At 37.7% G+C, this 24,796-nt stretch carries 26 protein-coding genes and 5 tRNA genes; 27 read left to right on the top strand and 4 right to left on the bottom strand.

What is annotated here, in order from left to right; genetic code table 11:
* Nucleotides 1-62 precede the first annotated feature (62 nt).
* The 4 genes from VXN63_RS09235 (at nt 63) to VXN63_RS09220 (ending at nt 3,064) form a co-directional block, all read left to right on the top strand.
* Nucleotides 63-135 (top strand) — tRNA-Thr (locus VXN63_RS09235).
* Between the two features lie 266 nt (nt 136-401).
* Entirely contained in the window at nt 402-1,424 is a 1,023-nt protein-coding gene (locus tag VXN63_RS09230) for a glycosyltransferase family 4 protein (protein WP_327757765.1), read from the top strand.
* Nucleotides 1,405-2,454 carry a lysylphosphatidylglycerol synthase transmembrane domain-containing protein gene (locus VXN63_RS09225; RefSeq protein ID WP_327757763.1) on the top strand — a complete coding sequence of 350 codons (1,050 nt, stop codon included), beginning with the start codon at nt 1,405-1,407 and terminating at the stop codon, nt 2,452-2,454. Before VXN63_RS09230 ends, VXN63_RS09225 begins: the two co-directional genes overlap by 20 nt.
* A gap of 145 nt (nt 2,455-2,599) precedes the next feature.
* On the top strand, nt 2,600-3,064 hold the full coding sequence (locus VXN63_RS09220; protein ID WP_327757762.1) for a DUF2798 domain-containing protein: 465 nt from the start codon (nt 2,600-2,602) through the stop codon (nt 3,062-3,064).
* A 114-nt stretch (nt 3,065-3,178) separates the two neighbouring features.
* Here VXN63_RS09220 and VXN63_RS09215 read toward each other — a convergent pair whose 3' ends face one another.
* Nucleotides 3,179-4,375, bottom strand: a complete 1,197-nt coding sequence (locus VXN63_RS09215) for a cation:proton antiporter (RefSeq protein WP_327757760.1) — start codon at nt 4,373-4,375, stop codon at nt 3,179-3,181.
* Nucleotides 4,376-4,421: 46 nt separating this feature from the next.
* The gene (locus VXN63_RS09210) at nt 4,422-4,826 is read right to left on the bottom strand and encodes a hypothetical protein (RefSeq protein WP_327757759.1); all 405 of its coding nucleotides are present in this window, start codon (nt 4,824-4,826) and stop codon (nt 4,422-4,424) included.
* Between the two features lie 182 nt (nt 4,827-5,008).
* Between VXN63_RS09210 and VXN63_RS09205 the strand changes: the two genes are divergently transcribed.
* The 17 genes from VXN63_RS09205 (at nt 5,009) to VXN63_RS09125 (ending at nt 17,233) form a co-directional block, all read left to right on the top strand.
* Nucleotides 5,009-5,284 carry a GNAT family N-acetyltransferase gene (locus VXN63_RS09205; protein WP_327757758.1) on the top strand — a complete coding sequence of 92 codons (276 nt, stop codon included), beginning with the start codon at nt 5,009-5,011 and terminating at the stop codon, nt 5,282-5,284.
* A gap of 192 nt (nt 5,285-5,476) precedes the next feature.
* A tRNA-Glu gene (locus VXN63_RS09200) sits at nt 5,477-5,548 on the top strand.
* Nucleotides 5,549-5,583: 35 nt separating this feature from the next.
* Nucleotides 5,584-5,656 (top strand) — tRNA-Thr (locus VXN63_RS09195).
* A gap of 31 nt (nt 5,657-5,687) precedes the next feature.
* Nucleotides 5,688-5,768, top strand: a tRNA-Tyr gene (locus VXN63_RS09190).
* 5 nt (nt 5,769-5,773) lie between these two features.
* Nucleotides 5,774-5,846: transfer RNA gene (locus VXN63_RS09185), tRNA-Gln, on the top strand.
* A 156-nt stretch (nt 5,847-6,002) separates the two neighbouring features.
* On the top strand, nt 6,003-6,863 hold the full coding sequence (gene cdaA, locus VXN63_RS09180; protein WP_327757757.1) for a diadenylate cyclase CdaA: 861 nt from the start codon (nt 6,003-6,005) through the stop codon (nt 6,861-6,863).
* A complete protein-coding gene (locus VXN63_RS09175) occupies nt 6,860-7,870 on the top strand; it encodes a CdaR family protein (protein ID WP_327757756.1) in 1,011 nt (336 codons plus the stop codon). The genes cdaA and VXN63_RS09175 overlap by 4 nt, the downstream gene beginning before the upstream one ends.
* 40 nt (nt 7,871-7,910) lie before the next feature.
* A complete protein-coding gene (glmM, locus tag VXN63_RS09170) occupies nt 7,911-9,263 on the top strand; it encodes a phosphoglucosamine mutase (RefSeq protein ID WP_327757755.1) in 1,353 nt (450 codons plus the stop codon).
* 129 nt (nt 9,264-9,392) lie between these two features.
* On the top strand, nt 9,393-10,289 hold the full coding sequence (locus VXN63_RS09165; RefSeq protein ID WP_327757753.1) for a hypothetical protein: 897 nt from the start codon (nt 9,393-9,395) through the stop codon (nt 10,287-10,289).
* A gap of 79 nt (nt 10,290-10,368) precedes the next feature.
* A complete protein-coding gene (locus VXN63_RS09160) occupies nt 10,369-10,911 on the top strand; it encodes a hypothetical protein (protein WP_327757751.1) in 543 nt (180 codons plus the stop codon).
* A gap of 26 nt (nt 10,912-10,937) precedes the next feature.
* A complete protein-coding gene (locus VXN63_RS09155; protein ID WP_327757749.1) occupies nt 10,938-11,633 on the top strand; it encodes a DUF975 family protein in 696 nt (231 codons plus the stop codon).
* Nucleotides 11,634-12,006: 373 nt separating this feature from the next.
* Nucleotides 12,007-12,930, top strand: coding sequence for a PLP-dependent cysteine synthase family protein (locus VXN63_RS09150; RefSeq protein WP_327757746.1), 924 nt, complete (start codon nt 12,007-12,009; stop codon nt 12,928-12,930).
* Nucleotides 12,931-12,932: 2 nt separating this feature from the next.
* The gene (locus VXN63_RS09145; RefSeq protein WP_327757745.1) at nt 12,933-14,081 is read left to right on the top strand and encodes a bifunctional cystathionine gamma-lyase/homocysteine desulfhydrase; all 1,149 of its coding nucleotides are present in this window, start codon (nt 12,933-12,935) and stop codon (nt 14,079-14,081) included.
* Nucleotides 14,082-14,096: 15 nt separating this feature from the next.
* The gene (epsC, locus tag VXN63_RS09140; RefSeq protein ID WP_327757744.1) at nt 14,097-14,654 is read left to right on the top strand and encodes a serine O-acetyltransferase EpsC; all 558 of its coding nucleotides are present in this window, start codon (nt 14,097-14,099) and stop codon (nt 14,652-14,654) included.
* Nucleotides 14,647-15,291, top strand: a complete 645-nt coding sequence (locus tag VXN63_RS09135; RefSeq protein ID WP_327757742.1) for a class I SAM-dependent methyltransferase — start codon at nt 14,647-14,649, stop codon at nt 15,289-15,291. The genes epsC and VXN63_RS09135 overlap by 8 nt, the downstream gene beginning before the upstream one ends.
* Before the next feature lie 69 nt (nt 15,292-15,360).
* Nucleotides 15,361-15,840, top strand: coding sequence for an S-ribosylhomocysteine lyase (locus VXN63_RS09130; protein ID WP_327757740.1), 480 nt, complete (start codon nt 15,361-15,363; stop codon nt 15,838-15,840).
* A gap of 91 nt (nt 15,841-15,931) precedes the next feature.
* On the top strand, nt 15,932-17,233 hold the full coding sequence (locus tag VXN63_RS09125; RefSeq protein ID WP_327757738.1) for a M20 family metallo-hydrolase: 1,302 nt from the start codon (nt 15,932-15,934) through the stop codon (nt 17,231-17,233).
* 56 nt (nt 17,234-17,289) lie between these two features.
* Here the strand turns inward: VXN63_RS09125 and VXN63_RS09120 are convergent, their stop codons facing one another.
* Entirely contained in the window at nt 17,290-18,003 is a 714-nt protein-coding gene (locus VXN63_RS09120; protein ID WP_327757737.1) for a zinc metallopeptidase, read from the bottom strand.
* A gap of 284 nt (nt 18,004-18,287) precedes the next feature.
* On the opposite strand from VXN63_RS09120, the gene VXN63_RS09115 reads away from it, so the two are divergent.
* The 6 genes from VXN63_RS09115 (at nt 18,288) to VXN63_RS09090 (ending at nt 23,993) form a co-directional block, all read left to right on the top strand.
* A complete protein-coding gene (locus VXN63_RS09115; RefSeq protein ID WP_327757736.1) occupies nt 18,288-18,818 on the top strand; it encodes a cysteine hydrolase family protein in 531 nt (176 codons plus the stop codon).
* Nucleotides 18,819-18,844: 26 nt separating this feature from the next.
* Nucleotides 18,845-18,994, top strand: coding sequence for a hypothetical protein (locus VXN63_RS09110; protein WP_327757735.1), 150 nt, complete (start codon nt 18,845-18,847; stop codon nt 18,992-18,994).
* A gap of 138 nt (nt 18,995-19,132) precedes the next feature.
* Nucleotides 19,133-20,305, top strand: a complete 1,173-nt coding sequence (locus VXN63_RS09105) for a galactokinase (protein ID WP_327757732.1) — start codon at nt 19,133-19,135, stop codon at nt 20,303-20,305.
* Nucleotides 20,302-21,819 carry a UDP-glucose--hexose-1-phosphate uridylyltransferase gene (gene galT / locus VXN63_RS09100; RefSeq protein WP_327757731.1) on the top strand — a complete coding sequence of 506 codons (1,518 nt, stop codon included), beginning with the start codon at nt 20,302-20,304 and terminating at the stop codon, nt 21,817-21,819. The genes VXN63_RS09105 and galT overlap by 4 nt, the downstream gene beginning before the upstream one ends.
* Before the next feature lie 54 nt (nt 21,820-21,873).
* Nucleotides 21,874-22,923: an aldose epimerase family protein gene (locus VXN63_RS09095; RefSeq protein ID WP_327757730.1), complete on the top strand. Its 1,050-nt coding sequence runs from the start codon at nt 21,874-21,876 to the stop codon at nt 22,921-22,923.
* Nucleotides 22,924-23,000: 77 nt separating this feature from the next.
* Nucleotides 23,001-23,993, top strand: coding sequence for a LacI family DNA-binding transcriptional regulator (locus tag VXN63_RS09090; protein WP_327757729.1), 993 nt, complete (start codon nt 23,001-23,003; stop codon nt 23,991-23,993).
* Between the two features lie 52 nt (nt 23,994-24,045).
* On the opposite strand, the gene VXN63_RS09085 is transcribed toward VXN63_RS09090, so the two are convergent.
* On the bottom strand, nt 24,046-24,780 hold the full coding sequence (locus VXN63_RS09085; protein WP_327757728.1) for an NAD-dependent epimerase/dehydratase family protein: 735 nt from the start codon (nt 24,778-24,780) through the stop codon (nt 24,046-24,048).
* Nucleotides 24,781-24,796 lie beyond the last annotated feature (16 nt).

Below are 24,796 nucleotides of genomic sequence, written 5' to 3'. Positions count from 1 at the left end.
GTTAATCGCGTTGTCGCAGGTTCGAGCCCTGCTTGCGGAGTTTTTATTTGCAAAAAATATCAGCCGCTTTAGCTCAGTAGGTAGAGCGCATCCATGGTAAGGATGAGGTCGCCGGTTCGAATCCGGCAAGTGGCTTTTATGAGACAACGTCCTTAGGCGTTGTCTTTTTTTGTCTCTATAACTCTATAAATGGAAGTCAGCATAAAATATGGGCTGATTTATTACCGATTTTTTGTTAAGTTTATGTTTTATCGGTCTAAGGTCTAATGTCAATTAGAACAGGTTTTGGTATACTATCTACTGATCAGAAGTTTATCAGAATAAGATTTGGAAAACTGAAGACATCTCTTTAAAGATCATAATAGTATTTGAAAGACATTAAAGGGAAATAGAGGTAATTTATGCTTAAACTAAATATGCTGTCGTCAGCAGAAAAAGTTAAGGGCCAAGGCGTTGGTTCGGCTTATAGGGAATTTATCAACTTACTGAACAATGATGATTCAAATACATATGAATTAACGATCAATAAAAATATAAAAGCCGATATTACACACTACCATACAGTGGATTTTTTGTTTTACCTCTCTACATTCTCCAGAAAAAAAAGAGGGATAAGAGTAGGGCATGTCCACTTTTTACCGGAAACACTGGAAGGAAGTCTACAGTTACCTTTTCTCGTAAAGAAAATTTTCAATAAATACCTTCTTTCGTTTTACAACAGAATGGATGGATTGGTGGTCGTAAACCCCTCTTTTATTCCTAAATTAGAAGCGCATGGAATCAAGAAGGAAAAAGTAACATATATTCCAAATTTTGTAGCAAAAAAAGACTTCTACCCAATGGGGATTCAGGAAAAACTGGCTATTAGAGAAACACTGAGTATACCAGAAGACGCATTTGTGGTGATCGGAGCTGGACAAATCCAGCATCGTAAAGGAATACTGGATTTTATTGCGGTCTCAAAACAACTCCCTCAAGTTCAATTTATCTGGGTAGGAGGATTTTCGTTCGGAAAAATGACTGCAGGATATGAAGAATTAAAAAAGATTTTTGATCATCCGCCGAAGAATGTACAATTTACGGGTATTATTGATCGTGCTTTGATGAATAATTACTATAACGTTTCAGATTTATTATTTATGCCTTCTTATAATGAACTGTTTCCAATGACAATTTTGGAGGCTATGAGTAGTGGTATTCCTATTTTAACCAGAGATTTAGAGTTGTACGAGGCTATATTGGAAGGATACTATATTAAGGGGCATACAATAGCTGAATTTGCGGCCTCTATTGAGCGAGTAAGATTGAATCAAGATAATTACCAGGATGCAAAAGAGAAAGCGCGTGAGGGAGCACAATATTACTCTGAAGAGCGACTTTGTAGTATATGGAAGGACTATTATCATGAAATCTATAGGAATTGAATTAAAGAAAAATAAGCTAATTAGCTTGTTTTTGGTTCTTGGTATCAGCGTTGGTTATATTATATTTCATTTTAGAGATATTGATGTACATGCTGCGGTAGAAAATTTACGACAAGTAGAAGTTAGATGGTTACTCATAGGTATGCTCGTAATGTGTTTTTACTGGTTTTTAGAAGCTATGGTGCTTCGAAGAATCACTAGAAAAGTTGATAGTCCTCAGACTGTTTGGGAGTCTGTCAAAATTACAATGATTGGACAATTTTTTAATACCATCACACCATTTGCTAGTGGAGGACAACCCGCTCAATTATTTCTGATGAAAAAGAACGGAATATCTGTTGGTGTAGGCAGTTCGATTTTACTAATAAAGTTTATCATTTTTCAATCGATGCTCGTTTTGAGCTCTACCATTGTGTTAGTTTTTGGGTTTGGGTACTTACAGAATAACTCTATTCCCCAATTGAGTTTATTGATTGTGATCGGATTTATTTTAAATACAGTCGTGATCATTACGCTTATAACAATCGCAAAAAGTAAGCGAGTAGCTTTTTTTATTGCTCATTCAGTATTGAGACCAGTATCATTTTTTGTTAGAAAAGAACGATACGAGCTATGGAAAGCAAAATTGGATCGTAAGCTTCTTTCATTCCATGAAGAAAGTAATCGAATGAGTTTTGATTTAAAGTTGTTGTTCCAGTGTAGTTTGTTGACGATAGCACAACTGAGTTTGTTTTTAAGTATTCCATTTTTCATCATACAAGGACTAGGCATTGAAAATGTCAATTTATTTCAGGTTATTGCATTTCATGCATTTATCATGATGTTTTCCTCATTGGTTCCTATACCAGGAGGGAGTGGCGGAGCAGAATACAGTTTTTCTTTGCTATTTGGCCTGATTCTTCAACCAACTATATTGATACTATGTCTAATATTCTGGCGTATCATCACTTATTATAGTTGTTTGATCTTTGGCGCATTTTTCTTTTTTGCTAAAAGAGATGAAGTTAACGCAAATACTTTTGAACAATAATGAATCCTCCTAGGAATACAGACGATGTAAGTAAGTGTCTGCATTCCTAGTTTTTTATGTCTTCGATTATGATAGAATTCTTACTTACGAAATGAGAATCTTTCAGGGTACAATAGTTGAAGCAATTAAATAGATAGGAGAATTTATGCCGAATACGAAAAAAGAAAGTTTATATTTTGGTTCAATTATGTGCTTTGGAATGGTATTGTTCATGACCATATACAATCTGTACTTAAATGGAATGATTGGACACCTTAGTATTTTAGAAGGAATGGGGGATTTTGTAATTGGATTTTCAATTGCAATCATGCTCGATTTGTTCCTAGTAGGTCCAAACGCAAAAAAAATAGCGCTGAAACTTACGCAAAATACTGAGAATCCAATTTTTAAAGTGATTGGGATATCTGTATGCATGGTTGTAGGTATGGCCTTCTTTATGTCTATATATGGACTAATTTCTACGTATATTCATACAGATAAAGCTACCGAGTCCATCATGCTTGATTACGTATCTATTTACGGAAAAAACTTGATCGTAGCTTTACCGCTGCAATTAATTGTGATGGGGCCGTTAGTACGATTTATATTTATGAAATTCATTAAAAAATGAAACGAGTATAATAGCAGGGATAAATCGTTCATAAAAACAAATAAAACCCGGAAATTAACGACCTCTATAGGAGTCATTGATTTCCGGGTTTTTCGTTAGGGTATAGATAAATTTTTAAAAATCCGCAGCTTCTTGTACATTTGATGGAATAGCACCAATTTCACCGGTTTTACGTAAAACGAGTTTAGTGATAACAGGCCCAGAAAACTCATACAGCAATGTTGCACTTAAAACAACGGTTCTGATTTGGTCAGCATACTCAGGTAGAATACCAGCTGAAATGGCAATCAAACCAATACCGACACCTGCTTGAGGTAGCAACATAAAGCCGAGATAATTTCTAACAACTTTAGGGGAATGCGTTAATAAAGCTCCAATATAAGCCCCAGTGAATTTCCCGACAATTCGGAAAACGGTATACATAATTCCAATTAAACCTACAGTTGGAATGATATGAATATCTAACTGTGCACCAGCTAATACAAAAAATAATATGAATATTGGAGGTGTAATGCGATCAGAAAATTCCCCCATCTGTGGTGCATCGCTTGAAATATTCGTAAGCACAGTACCAGTCATCATAGCTGAGAGTAACTCTGATACGCCAAGTCCAACCGAAATACTGCTAGATAAAAATACGAAAGCAATGAGTAAACCAAGCTTTTGCCCAGATGTTTTTGTATATTTCAAAGGATACTTCATAGCAAAACCTACAGCAGCACCTACAGCCAATGCAATAAAGACACTAAAGATTGGTTGGAAAATTGAAGATAGGACATTGATACTTTCACCTGAAGTGTTCACCATTATTCTAACTGCAGTGGAACAAAATCCAAATAAAATAAGGGCAGTAGCATCATCTAGAGCTGCTACGCTTTTGAGCATTTCAGATACTGGTCCTTTTGCACGATATTCTTTCATAACGAGTAAAATTGAAGTTGGCGCTGTTGCTGCAGCGATTGCTCCCATAATCAGAGAAAATGCTGTGTCACTCCCTATGAGTATCAACGAGCCCGCCACTAGCACCGCTGCTAATGTGGATTCGATGGCGGCAATAATCAGTGGAGTCAAACCAACTCTTCTCAAGTAGCTTGCCTTGAATGATAGTCCGATAGTAAAAGATATAAAAGCTAAAGCAATTTCAGATATAATTTCCATATTATCTATAACTGTTTCGGGCATGATATGGAAAAATGATGGACCAATCAGCAGGCCTCCAAAAATATAGCCTGTAACAGTTGGCAGTTTAATCATAGCGGCTACGCGACCGAATAAAGACCCTATAAGTAACATCAGGGCCACGTAAAACATAGTGTTGAATTCCAATTTAATCTCTCTTCCTTCCTAGCAAAGTATGTTAATGAAAACCTTCAGTGAATAAAGTCGGTATGGCAAACAGTACACCAGTATCCGGATCTGATAGATCTCCGATAACATCTTTAACGACAGTACGTATCGTTTCAATTTGTGACTCGTCTACAATCGTGAAAATCATCTTGTTCTCTGAATGATCAGATGTAATAAACGGACGCAAAGTAGAAAGGATTCGAGTGTTTTCAAGTGTAGATAATTGTTGTGCCATACCTACAGAATTTAATACTGTAGCAGAATCAATGCCTGCACTTGTAAACTCTAAAAGTAACTCATCTAATAACTCTGTTTTGTTTAATATCATGATGACTAGTATCTTGTGATCTTTAGAAATTTCGGACATAAAAATGTCTCCTCCTTTGGGAAATAACGTTCTTTGGCGCTCTAGCATTATTAGTTTACTCCTCATTTTTTAGATGTCAAATGATTTATGGATGTTTTCAGAAAAAAATTGATTTAAAGCGGTTTTATTGACGATTTAGACATCTTTTTCACTTATAAAAGGTAAGATAGAAGTAAATTCTTTTAAAATATGCTAACATTAATTTCATAATAATTTTAGGAGGTTGCTAGATGGAATTTACTAAAGGCGAAAATCGATTCTATAAAGAAGAAGATGGAAAATTACTTGCGGAAATTACTTTTGTTCCTAATGATAACGTCGTTGCAATAGATCACACATTCGTAGATCCTTCTTTAAGAGGCCAAGGTATAGCAGAGCAATTGGTTGATACTGTAGTGGAAGATATGGAGAAGCAAGGAAAGAAAATCAAGGCAGTTTGTCCGTATGTAGTTGAACTATTTGATAGAAAATCTGACAAATACAAGACAATCAAAGTAGAAGCGTAAAATTTTAAAAAAATCATATATACTGTTGACAAAAGGGGTATTTCATAATACAATATATCTTGTGTTAAAAAAAGCACGAGATAGAATNTCAAAGTAGAAGCGTAAAATTTTAAAAAAATCATATATACTGTTGACAAAAGGGGTATTTCATAATACAATATATCTTGTGTTAAAAAAAGCACGAGATAGAATGGCCCCTTGGTCAAGCGGTTAAGACACCGCCCTTTCACGGCGGTAACACGGGTTCGAATCCCGTAGGGGTCATGTTGGAAATTTGTTTAAGATATGTTCACTTTTGGGCCGGCTTAGCTCAGTAGGTAGAGCAACTGAATCGTAATCAGTGGGTCGAGGGTTCAATTCCTTTAGCCGGCATTCAGATGAAACATGGTTTCTAATATATTTTGGAGGGATAGCGAAGTGGCTAAACGCGGCGGACTGTAAATCCGCTCCTTCGGGTTCGTAGGTTCGAATCCTGCTCCCTCCATTTTTTGGGCTAGAGCCAAGCGGTAAGGCAGCGGGTTTTGATCCCGTCATGCCCCAGGTTCGAATCCTGGTAGCCCAGTATTTTAAAAGCTAGGTAGCAGCTTCTGCTATCTGGCTTTTTTTTATGACTTTCTTCAAAGATTAAATGTAACGAATTTTCGCTTTAATTAACAATAAAATGGCTTAATTATGATATACTTGTTTCGTGCATGTTTAGAATTAGGAGGTGACTTTCATGCCCTTTGATTTATTAACGGACTTTGACTGGTCGCATTTGTTTACGTGGAGAACAGCTATCAATATTGTAGATATCATGATCGTAGCATTCTTTATCTATCAGTTGATTAAAATTGTCCGTGGTACAAGAGCGATTGAGTTGCTCAAAGGTATAGGGGTAATATTATTACTTAAATTATTTAGTGCCGTATTACAATTGAATACAACAGAATTTATTGTGAATTTTGTCATTCAATGGTCTGCTTTGGCTTTGATTATCATTTTCCAGCCAGAATTAAGACGTGGACTAGAGCATTTAGGTAGAGGCTCTGTTTTTGGTAGAAGAAAGAAAAGTAATCCAAGCGAAGTCGTCGTAGAGGATATGGCACAAGCTATACAGTATATGAGTAAAAGACGAATTGGTGCATTGATTTCTATCGAAATGGAAAGTGGTTTGGATGAATATATTAAAACAGGTATATCAATAGGAGCAGATATTTCTTCTGAACTTTTGATCAATATCTTTATTCCAAACACACCATTACATGACGGTGCAGTTATCATCAAAGATTTCAAGGTTATGACAGCAGCGAGTTATTTACCATTATCTGAGAGTCCTGCAATTCCTAAAAAGTTAGGAACGAGACATAGAGCTGCGATAGGACTGTCGGAAGTTACGGATGCGATTACGCTGATTGTTTCTGAAGAAACAGGAGAAATTAGTATCGCTCGTAGCGGAAACCTCATTACTGAAATGAGTAGTAACGATGTTGTGAATTATTTAAATAAAGAATTAGTTATGACTGAAAAAGAAAAAGAGACACAAGGACCGCTACAAAGAATCATTGACTCCGTTCGGAAAGGAGTGTCTGGTAAATGAAATGGAACTTGGATAATAACTGGGTAACACGCTTTATTGCGCTGTTCTTTGCGATTTTATTGTTTTCATTTGTTTACTACGAGGAAGCATCTAGAAATCTATCAACGAATCCAACAGACGGTGCTAGTATTACAAGTACCGAAGTGATTACAAATATGCCGATTGATATCAATGTTGATCGGGATCGTTATTTTGTAGCTGGGATACCAGAAACGGCAACAATTCGTCTGGAAGGACCGCAAGCAATATTAACGCAGACACTAGCTACTCAAAATTTTAATATTGTTACACCGGATTTAAATGAATTAGGTCCTGGATCACATACGGTTCGTTTGGAAGCAGAAGGCATTAGTAGTCAATTAGATTATAGTATCAGCCCATCTGACTTCGCTTTAACAGTGGAAGAAAAAAGAGTTGAAGAACGCGAAGTACGCGTTGAATTTAACGAATCCACGCACCTAGCAGAAGGATATAGAGCCGGGACACCTGTTTTATCTTCTGAAAGAGTTCGAATTTCCGGAGCTGAATCAACGATGGATGAGATTGCAGATGTAATGGTCGTCGTTGTACCAGAAGATAGTGGCGTTACAGATGATATAGACATGACTTTAAATGTATTAGTTTTAAATGATATGGGAGATCCTTTGAATGTAAATATCGATCCTCAGCAAATTGACGTGATGATTCCTGTTGAAGGAACGCAAAGAACGGTTCCAATCGTTTTAAGAGAAACAGGGACAGTAGATGAAAATTACACTTATGCACTCGAAATTGCACAAGGAGAACCAGAGAATATAAAAGTAACGGGAGAAACAGACGCTCTTGAGGCGCTGAATAACTTCTCTGTGGAAGTAGATGTTTCAGGCATTACTGAATCAACGGTTCGAACAGTACCTTTGAAATTACCTGAGGGTATCACGGAAACAGATCCTGAAGAGCTGGAAGTATTGATTCGAGTAACAACAGGTGATGAGGAAGCTTCAACGGATGGAGACACTTCAGAATAAAAATCAGAGTTTTTGTGAATGAAAAGGAGACTATTAAACAATGGGAAAATATTTTGGAACAGATGGAGTAAGAGGAATTGCAAATGCAGAATTAACTCCAGAAATGGCTTTTAAACTTGGTAGATATGGCGGCTATGTGCTAGCTCAACATACAGATGAAAAAAGACCACGCGTATTAGTTGGAAAAGATACTAGGGTATCTGGACGTATGCTAGAGTACTCATTGATTGCTGGATTACTTTCTGTAGGAGCGGAAGTCTTAAGACTAGGTGTATTGACGACTCCTGGGGTCTCATACTTAACGCGTCAACAAGGCGCAACTGCTGGTATTATGATCTCAGCTTCCCATAATCCAGTTCAAGATAATGGAATCAAGTTCTTTGGGGCAGACGGATTCAAGTTGTCTGACGATCAAGAACAAGAAATTGAGGCATTGATTGATGCTGATGAAGATACTCTACCGCGCCCGAGTGCAGATGGTTTAGGAACTTCTGAAGAGTACAAAGAAGGTATGCTGAAATATATCCAATTCTTGACACAAACAATCTCTGGCGATCTTTCTGGTATCCACGTTGCCCTAGATGGTGCCAATGGAGCAGCTAGCCCGCTATTGAATCGTTTGTTTGCAGACTTGGATACAGAATTTGATGTAACTGGAGCTTCACCTGATGGATTAAATATTAATGAAGGTGTCGGAAGTACACACCCAGAACATCTTGCAGAATTTTTACTTGAAAAAGGTGCAGATGTTGGATTATCTTTTGATGGCGATGGCGACCGTTTAATTGCTGTTGATGAATTAGGAAATATTGTAGATGGAGATAAGATTCTCTATATTTGTGGTAAATACATGCATGACGAAGGACGTTTAAAGAAAAATACGATTGTCTCTACAGTTATGAGTAATATCGGTTTTTATAAAGCGATTGAAGAACATGATTTAGAATCTGTTAAGACAAAGGTCGGAGACCGTTATGTAGTAGAAGAAATGCTTAAAAATGGTTACAACTTGGGTGGAGAACAATCAGGACATGTCGTGTTCCTTGATTATCATACAACAGGTGATGGATTATTAACGGGTGTTCAATTACTAAACGTTATGAAACAAACAGGCAAAAAACTATCTGAGCTAGCGGAAGAAGTGGTTACGTATCCGCAGAAATTAGTGAATATTCCTGTTACGGACAAACACAATGTAATGGACAACATTGCAATCAAGACAATTATTGAAGAAGTTGAAGCTGAGATGGCTGGAAATGGACGTGTGCTCGTTCGTCCTAGTGGGACAGAATCATTACTGCGAGTTATGGCAGAAGCAGAGACTGAGGAAGCTGTAGTCAACTATGTAGAACGTATCGCCAATGTTGTACGTGAAGAGCTTGGAACGAATTAATCAGCTTAAACAGTAAAAGGTCGAAGCATTTGCTTCGGCCTTTTTTGTTTAACTCGTTATAGCGAAGAAACAAAACAATCGGTATAATAAAGAACAAAATAAATCGTCAATCGAAAGAAGGCAGAAACAGTGATAGAGTTAGACAATCTTTATGCGAAACTGACAAGAGTGAAAGGGGCGTTAACCGTCAATCAAAAGCAATTAAACCAGTGTATGCGGGCAAAAATAGATGCAAAGCGAGTATACGAATCTTTTACAGAATCATCCGAACATTATACAAAACAACAGTTTAAACGTTTTTTAACCAGTTTGATTGGCAGAGAAGGACAATACATAGAAAAAACAAAGCAATCTAGAACCAAAGCTTATAGACATCTAAATGATTGTAATGAAGCTTTGGAAAAAGCCTTTTTAGAGCACGAGCGTTTGGAAAATGAACGTAATCGATTGACAACGCAATTGCAAGCACTGAAGCAGCAATTGAGCGAAACCAGTGATACTTATAGAGAAGAAGTGCTTGAAGCGTTCAGTGAGAGAAAGCATTGGCGAGAGGTATGCGAAGAGATTGATGAAGCTTTTTACATTGGACAAAAGATATTGAGATATGTAGATGAAGCGATAGATGCTTTAGATTCTGCAAAGTCCTGGTCAACTGTCGATATGCTTGGAGGAGGATTCATAACAGATCTGGTTAAATATGATCATATTGATAAAGCTGAATCCATTATGAAAAAAGTAGAAGGTAGCTTGATTCGCTATCAAGAAGAATTGAAAGATGTTTCTTACGGTTGGGATAGTGGATATGAATATCTCTCAAATAGTCATCGTTTAATGGATTTCTTGCTAGACAATATCTTTACGGACGTTAGTAACTATAACAAAATCCAAGATAATTTATCGAGTCTTGAAAATCTACTAAATCAAATGAATACTTCTCAAAATCGACTGAGCATGCTTAGGAAACAGATCGAAAAAGAGATAGAACAATCACTAGACTTATATGATTTAGATAAAAATCAGTCTTAAGCATGATAGAATTGTCCGAATGGCTTTAGTAAAATAAAGATACAGTTAAACAAGGACAGTATGCCAAAGGATGAATTTGATGATGGATAAAGAAACAGAGATGTTGTTAGAGATGGTTGAACATGGGAAACAAGAGTGTCAATTGACGGCATTCATTTTGCTTTTAGAAAAAAGTGAAAACCGAGTTGACTGGTCTTATGAAGTCTGGGGAAAATTAATTTTAAACCTGAAATCACCCGATCTCTATCAGAGGGTTGGTGCAAGTCAGCTGTTATGTTATCTATCCATTAGCGATCCTGAAAAGAGGATTTTACAGAGTTTTCAGGATATCTGGCAGTGTACATATGTCCCAGATCAAGAGCTTGCTGAGAGTGTATTACGTGCGACCTGGAGGATTGGATTAGCAGGTCCAGACCAGAGGATCATTTTGCTCCAAGCCTATGAAGAGCGGTTCAAGGCATTATGTAGATCTGGCAATAAAGTAGACCAGTCAATCTGCTGGACTATCATGGAAAATCTCGAAATGTTGAACAAACAACTACCAAATAAAACAACGAGTACTTTAGCAAATCAGCTAAGAAATACTGAAATAGCAAATAAAATTTTATACAGTTACAAATAAATTGATTTGAAATTGGAGGGTATAAGATGTTACCAGTAGGAGAAATTAGAAGATTGGCCAGACAAACGCTACAAGGTAGATGGAAGGAAGCCGCTCTACTGAATATTATTCCAGTATTGATTGGTTTTTTGATAGTTGGTGGTGCAGCTGCTACATTTAGTTTTTTTAATCCTGACTTTTTTAATAACGACCTAATTTTTGGTGGAAATCCTAATACAGATGCGACTTTTAGTATGAATATAAGGGAAATAATCTCTAATATTTTAACGATCTTATTTGCTACGGGTGTGTCTTATACTCTGTTAGATATGGTCAGAAATCCAAATTATGAAATTGTGCCGCTAAAAGATTCACTACAAGTATTTAGAAAAGGTTACACTATACCTGTCCTAGGGATGTATATACTGCAGTGGATTTATATGTTTCTATGGTCACTTTTGTTTGTTATACCTGGTATTGTTAAAAGTTTTTCTTATGCTCAAACTTATTTCATCTACAAAGATGCTACAGAGAGTGGGCACTACCTTTCACCAACGGAGTGTATCACACGCAGTAGAGAGTTGATGGATGGCTATAAATGGAAATTATTTGTACTAGAATTGAGTTTTATTGGATGGCATTTCTTGGGAGCATTAACGTTAGGTCTGGGTTATCTTTTCATCACACCTTATATTGAAACTTCAAAAGCCATTTTCTACGAAGATCTTCTTCGTTCAAGATGAGGATAAAGAAGTCGATTAGTAAATGGAAAATCATTTGCTGATTGACTTCTTTTTGTAGCAGTGATATGATTACTAAAATTAATGTAAACACATACAAAAGAAAGGGATGGACTCATTGAAAAATCTATTTTTGAACATGAATAAAGCTTGCTGTTGCACATGTTGCACAGTTTATTCTTCATGCCCTCAAAAATGTTTTATCAAAATCGATGAGCCAATCCAGATAAGTCAATAATTCTTGAGAAATTCAGGTCTTAGGCAAATATGGATAGCATTAAGTCTAGTTGATTTTAATAAAGTAGTGAGTGCGCATGAGGCATAGCCTTGTGCGCTTTTTTTATTATACGGAAATCTTACTAAAGGAGTGTGGAGAATGATTTATCACAATGTAACAGAATTAATTGGACGAACGCCTATGCTTGAAATAACAGGATATGACATACCTGAGGGTTCAAGAATATTAGCAAAACTTGAAATGTTTAATCCAGGTGGCAGTATTAAAGATCGCTTAGGTCAAAAGTTGATAGAAGCAGCGTTGCAGTCGGGAGAAATCACTAACCAAACGACAATTATCGAACCGACTGCTGGTAATACGGGGATTGGACTAGCGCTAACGGCAATATCATACGGTATGCCGACTATATTTGTTGTTCCAGAAAAGTTTAGCCAGGAAAAGCAACAATTGATGAAAGCGTTAGGGGCAAAAATCGTCCATACACCTACAGAAGAGGGGATGAAAGGTGCTATCCAAAAAGCGAAAGAATTAAAAGATCAACATCCAAATGCTTATCTTCCTCTACAATTTGAAAATGTACGCAATCCGGATACCTACTATGAAACACTTGGGCCGGAACTGATAGCTGATTTGGATCATCACTATCCAGATTCTTTTGTGGCTGGCGCAGGTAGTGGAGGAACATTTAGTGGTATCGCCAGATATCTAAAGGAACATGACACAAATATTTTGACGGCTGTCGTAGAGCCGGAGGGTTCTATTTTGGGTGGCGGGCAGCCAGGTCCGCATGAAACAGAAGGTATTGGTATGGAATTCATTCCGACCTTTATGAAAAAAGAGTGGATTGATCAGGTTTATACGATTTCAGATCAAGAAGCCTTTTTTTACACAGAAGAATTAGCTAAGCGAAATGGTTTGTTCGTGGGAAGTTCTAGTGGCGCAGCTTTTGCAGGAGCGCTAAAAGAAGCTAAACGATTACCAGCAGGCAGTACCGTCATAACAATTTTTCCAGACAGTAGTGAGCGATATTTATCAAAAAATATTTATAAAGGGGTTCAATGATAATGAGAATGAAAACAACTTACATCCACGGTGGTATTAGCCATGACGAAGCGACGGGTTCAGTAAATGTACCGATTCACCAGACTTCCACTTACAAGCAAGAAAAAGTAGGAGTTCATAAGGGATACGAATATTCTAGAACCGGAAATCCTACCCGAGCAGCGCTTGAAATGCTCATTGCTGATATGGAAGGTGGGGTTCGAGGATTCGCTTTTGCATCCGGTTCAGCCGGAACGCATACGATTTTCTCGCTTTTTTCAAAAGGAGATCATATTATTGTTGGAGATGATGTTTACGGTGGAACATACCGATTGATGGATAAGATTCTGAAAAGATTAGGATTAACCTTTACCATTGTGGACACAAGCAAGATTGAATTGGTAGAAAAAGCCATTCAAGATCAGACAAAAGCTATTTTTCTAGAAACACCGACCAACCCACTGCTAAAGATAACCGATATTGCAGCTGTTGCAAAAATAGCGAAAAAACATCAGCTAATTTCAATTGTAGACAATACCTTTGCGACACCGTATCATCAAAAACCACTGGAACTCGGTGCTTCTATTGTTTTACACAGTGCATCTAAGTATCTCGGCGGTCACAGTGATGTCGTAGCCGGACTAGTCACAACAAATGACGATAAACTGGCCGAAGAGCTTGGTTTTCTTCAAAACGCGATTGGCGGAATCCTTGGACCTCAAGACAGTTGGATCATTCAAAGAGGGATCAAAACGTTAGCCATTAGAATGGATGCACATGAAGCCAATGCCAAGAAAATTGTACAGTATCTAGATGAGCATCCTCAAGTAGCGAAAGTTTATTATCCTGGTCTCTCTTCCCATCCAGGTCATGAAATTGCTAAAAAACAAACAACTGGTTTCGGTGGCATGATTTCATTTGAATTGGTTGAAGGATTTTCTGCTAAAGGGTTTGTTGAGGCGTTAAAATTGATCACTCTGGCAGAAAGTTTAGGGGCCGTGGAAAGCTTAATCGAGATTCCGGCATTAATGACACATGGTTCGATTCCAAAAGAAAAAAGGCTGAAATCTGGTATCAAGGATGAATTAATCAGATTATCTGTCGGGATCGAAGATGTAGAGGATTTGATTGATGATTTAAATACAGGCTTTTCTCATGTTCAAGATCAGTAAGTAGAAGGAGCACGTATGGAGTCCTTTAAAGAATTAATTCAGACATATAGGAGACAAGATCCAGCCGCTAGAACCAATCTTGAAGTTTTCTTAACGTACCCAGGGCTATGGGCGACCGTCTATTATAGAATCGCTCATATTTTATTCAAAAGAAATTTAAAGTTACTTGCCAGAATAATCTCAACATTTGCTCGGTTTCTGACAGGCATAGAGATTCATCCAGGTGCAATTATCGGTAAAAGACTATTTATTGATCATGGAATGGGCATTGTGATTGGAGAAACAGCAGAAATAGGAGATGATGTACGAATGTTTCATGGTGTAACACTTGGTGGTCGTGGAAGTGAAACAGGAAAAAGACATCCAACCATTGGTAACCATGTACTTCTATCGGCTCATGTACAAGTAATTGGAAACGTAACAATCGGAAACTTCGCCAAGATTGGTGCGGGGGCAGTTGTCTTGAAAGATATTCCTACTGGGGTTACAGCTGTCGGGATACCTGCTCAAGTTGTTAAAAGAACAGTTAATAGTGTCAGTAGTGAGTTGAGAGAGGAAGAGCAGAATGGGTAGAGAATTCTTAGAAGTATTTTCTGAATGGGCTGAAGACTACGATACATTCGTTGAAGGAAACGATGTTCAGTACAGAGCCGTGTTCGAAAACTACGAACACATATTGGACGAAATCGTAGCCAGAAGTGGAGAGCACGTGCTTGAATTTGGAATTGGCACGGGTAATTTGACGCAGAAACTAATAGATCATGATAAGCAAGTATTCGCAGTAGAACCTTCAGCACAAATGCGAGAACAAGCGAAAGAAAAACTACCCGAAAGCTTTATTGTTTACGACGGAGATATGCAACGATATCCTACGCCAGTTGGAGTAATTGACACGGTTGTCAGTTCATACGTCTTTCACCATTTGACTGATAATGAAAAAGGTGATGTTCTAAAACAATATATTCAGCTCCTTCCCAAAGGTGGAAAAGTCGTGTTTGCAGATACTTTATTTATATCTGAAGAAGCGTACCAATTAAAGATTGAAGAAGCGTCAAATCTGGGGTATGCTGAACTAGTAGATGATTTGAAAAGAGAATACTACCCGCTGCTACAACAGGTTCAAACGGCATTTGAAGAAGTAGGCTTTGTAGAAGTATCTTTCCAGCAAATGAATGAGTATGTTTGGATAATAGAAGGGGAAAAGGATTAGATTCACACTTTAATCATTGAGCGAAATCTTCGCTATGAGAAGAATAAAAGGAAAAAGGAGAACAGAATTATGGTAGAAAAAAGAATGAACGTTGAAAGTTTCAATTTAGATCACAACAAAGTCATTGCACCATATGTAAGAGTCGCAGATCGCAAAACTGGTGCAAAGGGGGATGTGATTGTAAAATATGACGTTCGCTTCTCGCAGCCAAACAAAGAGCATATGGATATGATGGCTGTACACTCTCTAGAGCATTTGACTGCGGAACATATTCGCAATCATGCCGATTATGTAATTGATTTTGGCCCAATGGGATGCCAGACAGGGTTTTACCTAACCGTAATCAACCATGAAAATTACGATGAGATTTTAGATGTACTGAAACGTACAATGGAAGATATTCTAGAAGCTGACGAAGTACCGGCTAGTAACGAAAAACAATGTGGCTGGGCTGCACATCATACCTTAGAAGGCGCTAAAGAAGTTGCACGTGAATTTTTATCTAAACAAAACGAATGGCACATTATCTTTGCAGAAGATGCAAAGTAATAGAACAGTTCAAGAGAAGGTCCAAAAGGATCCTCTCTTTTTTTCTTTTGAACATGCTATAATAAATAAAAATCGTCAAGGGGAGATTGAAATGAAAAATCAGTACATAAACTTAAACGAGCGCTTATTGAAAACTTACGATGGTACATTATCGAAAAATGGCGTTTCTGGCAAACGAATAGCAGAACGATTATCTGTACTAGCAAATATTGGTTTAACAGAAGAAGATGGCTCTCGACGTCCAGGTTTTTCTTTTCTTGAAAGAGAAGCTAAGGATAAAGTGATTGGATGGATGAAGGAAGCCGGACTGACAACTACCGAAGATGGGGCGGGGAACATTTTTGGGAGATTAGAAGGTGAAAAGAAAGGAAAACCAGCCGTCTTAAGTGGTTCTCATGTGGATACCGTACCAAATGGGGGACATTTTGATGGAACAATTGGTGTCTTAGCCTCTCTTGAAGTCGCTCAGGCATGGAAAGATACAGGTTATATTCCTGAGAAACCATACGAAGTGGTTGTATTTACCGATGAAGAAGGCTCTAGATTTAATGGTGGATTAACCGGTAGCGAAGCAATGGTAGGCGATACAGATATGGAAAAAACTCTCCTACGAAGAGATTATGATGGACGCCTGTTTGAAGAGGTCATCCAAGATGTTGGACTGACTGTTCAAGGATACCAAGATGCTGGAAGAGAATTATCAGAAATTGAGACTTTCATAGAAGTGCATATCGAACAAGGAAAGAAATTAGAGAAGGCTGGGCTTCCTTGTGGTGTTGTTACGGGAATAGCAGGACCGTATTGGTTGAAAGTAACGTTTGAAGGGATTGCAGGACACGCTGGAAATACGCCAATGGACGACCGTAAAGACGCGTTGGTTGCAGCTAGTGCATTTATACAAGAAGTTAGCAGACTACCATGCACAGTCAATGATTCAGCGGTGGCAACTGTCGGGAATATCCAAGTTAAACCAAATGGGACAAATGTTATACCTGGAGAAGTTGTGTTATATATTGATATTAGAGATATACAATTTGATTCAAGAGCAGAACTGATTGATAAGATTCTTGAAGCAGGAAAGATAATAGAAGCAGAAACCGGTGTGAACTTTGATCATGAAACAGTGCACGACGTTGCCCCTTCTCCAGTTCCAGAAAAACTGCAGCAACAATTATCCGAGAGTTGCCGAGCTAATGGAATAGAGCCGTTTATGCTGTCTAGCGGTGCAGGACACGATGCGATGATTTTAGGACGTCATATTCCCTCAGCGATGTTGTTTATCCAAAGTAAAGATGGAATTAGTCATAACCCGAAAGAGTGGTCTGAACTATCAGATTGTATCCAGACAATTCATGTATTGAAACATTACATTGAAAGTTTACAAAACGCCTAACAAAAAAGCCACAATCTCTTGAGTTGAGATTGCGGCTTTTTTTTCATATAAATGGTTTATCCACGATTTCGTCCGTTCCCACTGAAAATGAGTACAAGACGCAAGACACTTAAGAATGAAGCAATAGCAGCAGCTACATAAGTCAGAGCCGCAGCATTTAAGACTTTACGTGCTTGAGGAATTTCTTCTCTACTGAGTAATCCTTGAGTTTCAAGTACTTGAATCGCACGATTCGAGGCATTGAATTCTACTGGTAAAGTAACCAGTTGGAATAGTAAAGTCAGAGAAAATAATAGAATACCGATATTAACAAACATTCCACCAGCTTCACCTAAGAAGAATCCTAAAAACAGGAGTGGAAAAGCTGCAGTTTGACCAAAGTTCGTTACCGGCACAAGTGCTGCACGCAGTCTTAATGGACCGTAATCGTCACGGTCTTGTAGAGCATGACCTGCTTCGTGAGCAGCAACACCGATTGCGGCAACGGATCTGGAGTTTCTTGTAGTATCTGACAAACGTAAAACATTTTCTTGAGCGTTGTAATGGTCCGTTAAGTTACCACGGATACCTTCCAAACGAACATCTTGAAGATGTCCAACATCTAAAATCTTACGGCAGACCTCTGAAGCAGTCAGACCGTTTTTGCTGTTAACCTCACCGTATTTTCGGTAAGTGGATTGAACATACATACTTGCAAAACCTGAAATGACCATACCGATAATGATCAAAATAAATGTGTTATCCCAATAGAAAAATGGAAGAAATGGCATGATATTGACCCCCTAATCAGTCGTGTGTTTTATCGTTTACTTGTTTTTTAACATCTCCATTATACCATAATAAAACACATGTTTCAGGGATATCACTGCAATAGTTATGATGAATTTGTGAAGAACGATTAAAATAGCATTGAAGAAACTTTCTCAGGATTATTGCTAACATAGTGTTAAAAGTGTATGATGATTTTAAATGATAAAAAGATAAGAATAATGAATTTAAGATGAGTTTTGAGTGTAGAGAATAACTAAACATAATTACTTTTGAGGAGGATTCAATGCAGGCACTAATCGTTTTAGATGCGCAAAAAGGTATTTTAAAAAGAAAGAATTTCAGTAAAGAACTAGCACATATTCGTGAACTAATGGATGATTTTAAGAAAAGACAGCAAATTGTCGTCGCCACAAAACACATACTCGAAGATTCTGATTCTATATTTGATCCAAGTTCAGTAGAGAGTGAGTTAGAAGAATCTATTGAACAGATGAACATAAAGGTAATAGAAAAAGATTCACCGAATGCTTTATCAAATCATGCTTTACAAGCGTATTTAAAGCTAAAACAGGTCAGTCATTTATTTGTCGTAGGTTTCAATGCAGAATATTGTTGTTTGTTTACTTCAATAGCTGGAATAGATAGGGGATACAAGGTCACTTATATAGAAGATGCTTCGGGTTCTGTAAATGATGAGGACACATACGAAATGAAGGGGCTAGACATTGTTGATTTCGTAGGAAGCGTTCTGGACTGGTCTGGAGTCGTTGAAGTTTTGTATATGGACGAATATAAAAAACAATATTGTTTTTAAAAGAATGCTTTTAAGAAGGTGAGAACATGCAAAAGGATGACTTAAAATACAAAAAAGGAGCCTTTATATTTGGGATGGGACTAATGAGTTTCTTTGTCTTAAACGTGATTGCAAGCGTAATGGGGATGGATTTATCAGGACCAATCGTTCAAATTTTAGAAATGATCTTTGGGTAAATACTTATTGGAAGACAAAGCGCCTAAGTAGCTTAACATTAGGCGTTTTTATTTCGACTCTATTTTTACTAAATTTACTTGTATGTTTTTACTAAAAGGCTTACAATGTAAATAAATACAGTTGAAAGAGGGAGTAGCATGGAGACGAAACAATTATTAAGCGGATTCAAAGAAGTGTTTGGAAAAGACGGAGAACGTGTATTTTTTTCTCCCGGAAGAATTAATTTAATTGGAGAACACACAGACTATAACGGAGGAAAAGTTTTTCCTTGCGCGATTACAATGGGCACATATGCAGTGGTATCTATGAGAGAAGATCAATCTGTAGCAGCTTATTCAGCGAACTTTCCAGATGACGGCATCATGCATTTTGACTTAACCAATATTGCATACAAAAAAGCAGATAAATGGACGAATTACTTAAAAGGTATGACTCAATACATCCAAGAAAATTATGGCTCATTACCTAACGGATTTAACATTTACATTAATGGGAATATCCCAAATGGTGCATCATTGTCTTCTTCTGCTTCACTAGAGCTCCTGACAGGTGTAGTGATTAGAGAGGTATTCCACTTGGATATTGAACAGCTTGATCTAGTTAAATTAGGTATGAAAACTGAGAACGAATTTATGGGATTAAACTCAGGAATACTGGATCAGTTTGCAGTTGGGATGGCGAAGAAATCTCATGCCATGTTACTGGATACCAATACATTAGAGTATGAGCAAGTTCCTGTAGACTTACCTGAACATAAAATCTTAATTATGAATTCAATGACACGAAGAGAACTTGTAGACTCTGAATATAATCTAAGAAGAAGCCAATGTGAGGAAGCTCTTGAACAACTACAGACGGTTTTAGAAATTTCTTCATTAGGTGAGCTATCTGAACAAGAATTTGAAGAGAACAAACACGTAATTGGTGAAGATGTACTTGTTCGTAGAGCAAAACACGCAGTTTACGAAAATAAAAGAACAGAGCGAGCAGCTGATGCCTTAAAATCAGGAGATTTAAAGACTTTTGGTCAACTGATGAACGAGTCGCATACTTCTTTACATGAAGACTATGAAGTGACAGTTAAAGAAACGGATTTATTAGTGAAATTAGCATGGAAGCAACCAGGTGTTGTTGGCGCTAGAATGACAGGTGGCGGATTTGGTGGATGCTGTATTGCAATCGTAGAACAGGATGCAGTAGAAAACTTTATTGAACAAGTTGAGAAAGCGTATGAAGAAGAGATTGGACATCCAGGCGAGGTCTATATAGCAGAAACAGCGGACGGAACAAAGGAATGGGATCTTGTATGACAGACGTGACTTCAAAAAAGTTGGAAACACAGTCAATCGACCAGACGATTGTGTCATTTATAAAATATTATCAGACAAATCATAAAATTGATCCGCTAGATAGTATTTACTTTACGAATAAGATACTAGAGTTGTTAGATAAAAAAGAATTGAAGTCAGTTGAAGTACAAAAGGTTTCCGATCCATTAGAGTTACTGGATCAAATGATTGAATATGCAATTCGCCAGAACGTAATCAAAGATACACTATCTGAAAGAGACGTCTTGGAATCTAAAATTATGGATGTGATCGTACCGAGGCCTTCAGAAGTGAACCGTACTTTTTGGGAACGATATAAAAAGAATAAACAAGAAGCGACCGATTACTTTTATAAACTCAGTAAAGATAGCAATTATATCAAAACGCGGGAAATTGCTAAAAATATAGAATATACGCATGCAACAGAATATGGAGAAATTGAGATTACGATCAATCTTTCTAAACCAGAGAAAGATCCAAGGCAGATTGCTCTAGCAAAAACAGAGAAGTCAGACTATCCAGTAAATTTATTATGTATAGAAAACGAAGGATATGCAGGAAACGCGAACCATCCTGGAAGAACGAATCACCGGATTATCCGATTGGACGTTGCAGGAGAACCTTGGGGATATCAATACTCTCCTTATCTGTATTACAATGAGCATGCGATATTCCTTTCTGAAGAACATCGGGCGATGAACGTTGGGGAGAAAGCTATTCGAAACTTGCTGGATATTTTGACTACGTTCCCGCATTACTTTGTAGGATCGAATGCTGGTTTGCCAATTGTTGGAGGATCAATTCTTTCACATGATCACTATCAAGGCGGCAGACACACCTTTGCCCTAGATCGTGCTGAAATGGAGCACACCTTCCAATTAAAAGATCTGCCGCAAGTAACAGCAGGGATTGTTAAATGGCCGATGTCCGTTATTCGTATCCAGAGTACAGATCAGCAATCGATGGAAAAAGCTGCTAAAAAAATTATGACTGCATGGGGACTTTATGAAGATCACTCAGTCGATATTGTTTCTTTCACAGGCCAGACACCACACAATGCGATTACACCTATTGCCAGAATGAGGGGTGATCAATTTGAGCTGGATCTAGTGCTCAGAAATAATCGCACATCTGAAACTTATCCAGACGGGATTTTTCATCCGCATCAATCGGTGCAGCACATCAAAAAAGAAAATATCGGCTTAATAGAAGTCATGGGTTTGGCTATTTTACCACCAAGGCTTGAACGAGAGTTAGCTGAAGTACAGAAATATCTTGTTGGAAAAAAGGCATCTGTAGAAAAAATTCACCAAGAATGGGCAGAGCAGCTTAAAGCAGAACATGGAGAGTTGAACGAAATGACAGCCGATGAAGTGATACAATCGGCAGTAGGAGAGGTATTTCTACAAGTTTTGAAAGATGCAGGTGTATTTAAACGAGATCAGGCTGGAAAAGAGGCATTTAACCGTTTCGCTGAAACGTTAAAAACGGTATAATATACAGATGATAACGCTTGCTTGAAAGAATTATTTAATAGAGGAGGAAGTAAGTTGAAATTAACAACAAAAGCATTTGGATTTTATTTGAATCAAGAGATAACAGAATACACCATGACGAATACAAACGGTATATCTCTTTCGGCGATTCCTTACGGTGCGATTGTAACTAAAATCGTGACGCCAGATAAAAGTGGAAAAACAGCAGATATTACGTTAAACGTTGAAAGCCTAGAAGATATGCTTGCGCATAGACCCTTTTATGGCGCAACAATTGGTAGAGTGGCTGGACGTATAACCGATGGTCAATACGAGGTAGACAGTACTCAAGTTCAGTTGGATGTGAACGAAAAAGGGAACCAGTTGCATGGTGGACCTGAAGGACTGGACACCAAACTTTTTGATGTTGAGACAAAAGAAGCATCGAACTCAATTAGCTTGATATTCTCTTACAAGAGCCTAGCTGGAGAAGAAGGTTTTCCAGGGAATTTGGATGTGACCGTTGAATACACCTTGAATGAGAATAATGAATGGACGATTATTTATACAGCAAATACGGACAAGACGACTTTGTTTAATCCAACCAATCACATTTACTTTAATTTAAATGGCGATATTCATCAGCCGATATTAAACCATACGCTTCAGTTGAAGAGCTCTAAACATGGGACGCTTGGTGACAGAAATTTGCCAACAGGACAACTGGAAGACTCTAAAGGAACTCCGTTTGATTTTTCTGAACCGAAAGTTCTCGAAGAAGCTTTATTATCAAATGAACCTCAAATCAAATCATTGTCAGGACTCGACCATCCATTTGTACTGGATCAGACAGTAGAAGGGCCTCAAGCAATCTTGACAGAAAGCCAAAGTGGTCGTAAAGTGGAAATGTATACAGAAGAACAAAGCGTCGTTATTTTCACACATAACGCTGAAATGGATGCTTATACGGTTAAAGGAAGACCGGCTCCTCAATATGCCGGAATCACACTAGAGACACAAGCTTTACCGGATGCTGTAAATCAGGAAGGCTTCGGTAACATCGTTTTACGTCCAGAAGAAACGTACCAGTCTAAGACGACCTATCGTTTCAGCACAGTGAAATAATTGAATAAAAATAAAAAAGGTGCTCTTTTGAGCATCTTTTTGTACAATAGGTAAGATAAGGAAGGAGGGGTAAGGATATGGCGACATTAAAAGATATAGCTGAAAAGGCAGAGGTTTCTACTTCGACCGTTTCCAGGGTATTGAATTATGATCCAACACTTTCAGTAGGAGATGAAACGAAAAAAAGAATTTTCGAAGCTGCTGAAGAGTTGGAATATAAGAATCACCGCAAGAAAATTACTCAGAAAAAGTATAAAGTTGCGATTGTAAACTGGTATACCGAAGAAGAGGAGCTAAACGATCTATATTACTTATCCATTCGTCTGGGAGCAGAACAGCAAGCGCAGCTGATGGATTATGAAATTGTACGAGTTTATCATAGAGAAGAAGAGAAAATGGAGAGCGACTTAGCAGGGATTCTAGCAATTGGTAAATTTAGTCCTACCCAAGTTAAAAAGCTGAGACAACAAGCTCCCTATATTTGCTTCGTGGACTATATTCCAGATGACCGCGCAGATGATACGGTTCTAATTGATTTCAAGGAAGCGATGCGCCAAAACATTGATTATCTGATTCAAACGGGGCATGAAAAAATTGGATTTATAGCTGGAGAAGAGTCTTATAGTGATCTTTCCGGTACATGGACAGACCCAAGAACGAATCATGTAAAAAATTATCTCAAGAAAAAGCAGCTTTATAACGAGCAGTACTTTTTCAAAGGTGCTTTTCGAGTACAAGATGGCAAAGACAATATGGAAAAAGCCATCACAAAACTAGGTAAAGAAAATCTTCCTTCTGCATTTATTGCAGCAAATGATGCGATTGCGATTGGGTGCCTCAAAGCCCTTTATGAGCATCAAATCAGAGTTCCTGAAGAAGTTAGTATTATAGGATTTAATGATATCTCAACTGCAAAATACATAACGCCGTCTTTGACTACAGTTAAGGTATATACAGAAGAGATGGGACGTAGTGGAATTCAACTTCTACATGAAAGAATTCAAGAAGATAGAGAAGCAATCAAAAGTGTCACCGTCAGTACAAAACTGATTAAAAGAGACAGCGCATAAAAAAGGTTTACTAGAGTCTAATCCACTCTAGTAAACCTTTTTTAGTATGGAGTTAAAGTTCGAATGCGTTGACTTGTGGTTGATATCCTAATTTAACTCTAGCTTGATCAATATCTAGTCTAGGGAATGTATTATTGGAAACGCCGTTAACAAGTAAATAGGGTTCTTCCAGTTCGGCTTTCAAACAGCAGTCAATGAGGTGATTCATATCTTTATAGGAAAAATAAGCTCCTCTTGAATACATATCTGCTTCCGGATCCACACCTTCTCCCGGAGACTTGTAATCACCAATACGAATACCAATCGATTCAATACCTTTTTTAAAGGCATAATAGCTAGCTAAACCTTCCAGAAAAACTTTTGATACACCATAAAGATCATCCGGTCTGATTGGATCAGACGTTTTAACTTGAACATTCTTTGGATAAGCATCACTTGCATGGATTGAACTAGCAAAGATAATGCGCTTCACGCTTTTTGCTTTCTCTGCTGATTGATAGAGGTTTTGAGGAAGCTTATAATTCAAGTCCAGCAAGCCTTCATAAAAGTTGGCTTCAGCATCAGGATTCCCTGCCAACTGAATCACATATTCCACACCATCTAAAACTTTTTCCCAGTTCTCTAAGACCGTTAAATCTTCTTCAATAATCTTTGAACCTTCTTTTAATTCACTGGGAAAATCAGAAAAATCAACATCCGCAAGAACTAAGTCATAACTTTCTTTCAAATGCTTCACTAAGTTTGTTCCAATTGTGCCGGTAGCACCCGTGATCAGAATTCTAGTCATCGTTTTTCTCCTTTTA

The organism is Marinilactibacillus sp. XAAS-LB27, from assembly GCF_036039175.1.
Classification (GTDB): Bacteria; Bacillota; Bacilli; order Lactobacillales; family Carnobacteriaceae_A; genus Marinilactibacillus.
Note: the sequence above shows the minus strand (reverse complement) of the source record. Positions and strands in the feature narration are given on the sequence as shown.